Origin of the sequence: Streptomyces prasinopilosus, from assembly GCF_001419695.1 — a bacterium.
GTDB classification, from domain to species: domain Bacteria; phylum Actinomycetota; class Actinomycetes; order Streptomycetales; family Streptomycetaceae; genus Streptomyces; species Streptomyces prasinopilosus.
In genome coordinates, this window is record NZ_LIRG01000811.1 from 1 (window position 1) to 3,941 (window position 3,941).

4 protein-coding genes are annotated in these 3,941 nt (G+C 71.2%); all 4 read left to right on the plus strand.

The window, feature by feature from the left end; genetic code table 11:
- The coding region (infB, locus tag AOK18_RS26855) for a translation initiation factor IF-2 (RefSeq protein ID WP_055696013.1) at positions 1-2,149 on the plus strand (2,149 nt) is incomplete at its 5' end.
- A 261-nt stretch (positions 2,150-2,410) separates the two neighbouring features.
- Entirely contained in the window at positions 2,411-2,704 is a 294-nt protein-coding gene (locus AOK18_RS26860) for a DUF503 domain-containing protein (protein ID WP_055573942.1), read from the plus strand.
- 65 nt (positions 2,705-2,769) lie between these two features.
- A complete protein-coding gene (gene rbfA / locus AOK18_RS26865) occupies positions 2,770-3,219 on the plus strand; it encodes a 30S ribosome-binding factor RbfA (protein WP_055573943.1) in 450 nt (149 codons plus the stop codon).
- Positions 3,216-3,941 (plus strand): tRNA pseudouridine(55) synthase TruB (gene truB / locus AOK18_RS26870; protein WP_055696014.1); only part of this gene is annotated, 726 nt, incomplete at its 3' end. The genes rbfA and truB, both read left to right, overlap by 4 nt.

Here is a 3,941-nt window from a genome sequence, read left to right on the forward strand (position 1 = left end):
CGGCCCCGGCGGCCGCGGTCCGGCCGGTGCCGGTCGTCCCGGCGGTGCCGGTCGTCCCGGCGGCGGCGGCTTCGCAGGCCGTCCGGCCGGTCCCGGCGGTGCCGGTCGTCCCGGTGGCGGCGGCGGTTTCGCCGGTCGTCCCGGTGGCGGCGGCGGCTTCGGCGGCGGCGGTGGCCGTCCCGGCTTCGGCGGCCGTCCCGGCGGCCCCGGCGGCCGTGGTGGCACGCAGGGCGCCTTCGGCCGTCCCGGCGGTCCGGCCCGTCGCGGCCGCAAGTCGAAGCGGCAGAGGCGTCAGGAGTACGAGGCCATGCAGGCCCCGTCGGTCGGCGGCGTGATGCTGCCCCGCGGCAACGGCGAGAGCATTCGCCTGTCGCGCGGTGCCTCGCTCACCGACTTCGCGGAGAAGATCAACGCCAACCCGGCGTCGCTCGTCGCGGTCATGATGAACCTCGGCGAGATGGTCACCGCGACCCAGTCCGTCTCCGACGAGACGCTCCAGCTCCTCGCCGGCGAGATGAACTACACGGTTCAGATCGTCAGCCCGGAGGAGGAGGACCGCGAGCTGCTCGAGTCCTTCGACCTGGAGTTCGGCGAGGACGAGGGCTCCGAGGAGGACCTGGTGGTCCGTCCGCCGGTCGTCACGGTCATGGGCCACGTCGACCACGGAAAGACCCGCCTGCTCGACGCCATCCGCAAGACGAACGTCGCCTCGGGCGAGGCCGGCGGCATCACCCAGCACATCGGTGCCTACCAGGTCGCCACCGAGGTCAACGAAGAAGAGCGCAGGATCACCTTCATCGACACCCCGGGTCACGAGGCGTTCACCGCCATGCGTGCCCGTGGTGCGCGGTCGACCGACATCGCGATCCTGGTCGTCGCGGCCAACGACGGCGTCATGCCGCAGACGGTCGAGGCGCTCAACCACGCCAAGGCGGCCGACGTCCCGATCGTCGTCGCGGTCAACAAGATCGACGTCGAGGGCGCCGACCCGACCAAGGTGCGCGGTCAGCTGACCGAGTACGGCCTGGTGGCCGAGGAGTACGGCGGCGACACCATGTTCGTCGACATCTCCGCCAAGCAGGGTCTGCACATCGACAGCCTCCTGGAGGCCGTCGTCCTCACCGCGGACGCCTCGCTCGACCTGCGGGCCAACCCCGCGCAGGACGCGCAGGGCATCTCGATCGAGTCCCGGCTCGACCGCGGCCGCGGTGCCGTGGCGACCGTCCTCGTGCAGCGAGGCACCCTGCGGGTCGGCGACACGATGGTGGTGGGCGACGCCTACGGCCGCGTGCGCGCCATGCTCGACGACAACGGCAACAACGTCGCCGAGGCGGGCCCGTCGACGCCGGTCCAGGTCCTGGGCCTGACCAACGTCCCGGGCGCGGGCGACAACTTCATCGTCGTCGACGAGGACCGCACGGCCCGTCAGATCGCCGAGAAGCGCGCCGCCCGTGAGCGCAACGCCGCGTTCGCCAAGCGCACGCGCCGCGTGTCGCTGGAGGACCTGGACAAGGTGCTCAAGGCCGGCGAGATCCAGCAGCTGAACCTGATCATCAAGGGTGACGCGTCCGGATCGGTCGAGGCCCTCGAGTCCTCGCTGCTCCAGCTGGACGTCGGCGAAGAGGTCGACATCCGCGTCCTGCACCGCGGCGTCGGTGCGGTCACGGAGTCCGACATCGACCTGGCGATGGGCTCGGACGCCATCGTGATCGGCTTCAACGTGCGCGCCGCCGGGCGGGCACAGCAGATGGCCGAGCGCGAAGGCGTGGACGTCCGGTACTACTCGGTCATCTACCAGGCGATCGAGGAGATCGAGGCGGCCCTCAAGGGCATGCTCAAGCCGGAGTACGAAGAGGTCGAGCTCGGTACGGCGGAGATCCGCGAGGTCTTCCGCTCGTCCAAGCTGGGCAACATCGCGGGTGTCCTCATCCGCTCCGGCGAGGTCAAGCGCAACACCAAGGCGCGCCTCCTCCGCGACGGCAAGGTCATCGCGGAGAACCTCAACATCGACGGTCTGCGTCGCTTCAAGGACGACGTCACCGAGATCCGCGAAGGCTACGAGGGCGGTATCAACCTCGGAAACTTCAACGACATCAAGGTCGACGACGTCATCGCGACCTACGAGATGCGCGAGAAGCCGCGGGCGTAACACCCCACGGTGTGTGCCGGCCGGCGGGACCGCGGTCCCGCCGGCCGGCTCGTGCGTCCGGGGACGGGCGCGGGCCCCGCGGCCGGCTCACGAAGGACCGGTCACGCGACCGGGGAGCCGGGACGGGGCCGCTCCGCGGCAGGGTCCGCGGAGCGTAATATCCGTCGATCGGCCCGCCCCTTCGATGTACGGTTCTGATGTTCCCGCCCATCACGGACGGCGGGGACGCCGATCCCGTGCCGGCGGGTGAACCGGTTGCACATGTACGTGGGGACGCTGTCCTTCGACCTCCTCCTCGGCGACGTCAGATCGCTGAAGGAGAAGCGCTCCGTCGTCCGCCCGATCGTCGCCGAGCTCCAGCGGAAGTACGCGGTGAGCGCGGCCGAGGTGGATCACATGGATCTTCACCGCAGGGCCGGTGTCGGCCTGGCGGTGGTGTCCGGCGACCTGGCGCACCTGACCGACGTGCTGGACCGGTGCGAGCGGCTGGTCGCCGGGCGTCCCGAGGTGGAACTGCTCTCCGTCAGGCGGCGCTTCCACGGCGAGGACGACTGACGGATCCAGGCCCCGGGAACCCGGGGCTCCGACAACTCAGACAGGAAAGAACGGGAGACGGACCAGTGGCCGACAACGCGCGGGCGAAAAGGCTGGCGGACCTCATCCGAGAGGTGGTGGCCCAGAAGCTGCAGCGCGGGATCAAGGACCCGCGGCTCGGCACGCACGTCACCATCACGGACACCCGGGTCACGGGTGACCTGCGGGAGGCGACCGTCTTCTACACGGTGTACGGGGACGACGAGGAGCGGAAGGCCGCCGCGGCGGGTCTGGAGAGCGCCAAGGGCGTCCTGCGCTCCGAGGTGGGCCGGGCGGCGGGCGTGAAGTTCACGCCGACCCTGACGTTCGTCATGGACGCGCTCCCGGACACCGCACGCAACATCGAGGACCTCCTCGACCGGGCGCGGCAGTCCGACGAGAAGGTGCGCGAGGCGTCCGCGGGCGCCACGTACGCGGGCGGGGCCGACCCGTACCGCAAGCCCGAGGACACCGAGACGGACGACACCGCCGAATGACCCAGAAGCACACCCCGCCCGACGGCCTCGTCATCGTCGACAAGCCGTCGGGCTTCACTTCGCACGACGTGGTCGCCAAGATGCGCGGCATCGCCCGGACCCGCCGCGTCGGCCACGCCGGCACGCTCGACCCCATGGCGACGGGCGTCCTCGTCCTCGGCATCGAGCGGGCCACCAAACTCCTCGGCCACCTCGCGCTGACCGAGAAGGAGTACCTGGGCACGATCCGGATCGGGCAGGACACCGTCACGGACGACGCCGAGGGCGAGATCACCTCCTCCACGGACGCCTCCGGGATCACCCGCGAGGCGATCGACGCCGGAGTGGCCGAGCTGACCGGCGCCATCATGCAGGTGCCCTCCAAGGTCAGCGCCATCAAGATCGACGGGGTGCGCTCCTACAAGCGGGCCCGCGAGGGCGAGGAGTTCGACATCCCGGCCCGGCCGGTCACCGTCTCCTCGTTCACCGTGTACGACGTCCGCCCGGCCGTCGCCGGGAACGGCACCCCGGTGCTCGACCTGGTCGTCTCCGTCGTCTGCTCCTCCGGCACGTACATCCGCGCCCTCGCCCGCGACCTGGGCGCCGGCCTCGGCGTCGGCGGCCACCTCACGGTGCTGCGCAGGACCCGGGTGGGCCCGTACAAGCTGGACGCGGCCCGCACCCTCGACCAGCTCCAGCAGGAACTGACCGTGCTGCCGATCGCGGAGGCCGCCGCGGCGGCC

Excerpts from the sequence above, each read along its gene's own strand:
- AOK18_RS26860 (WP_055573942.1), top strand. The coding sequence starts at position 2,411 with ATGTACGTGGGGACGCTGTCCTTCGACCTCCTCCTCGGCGACGTCAGA.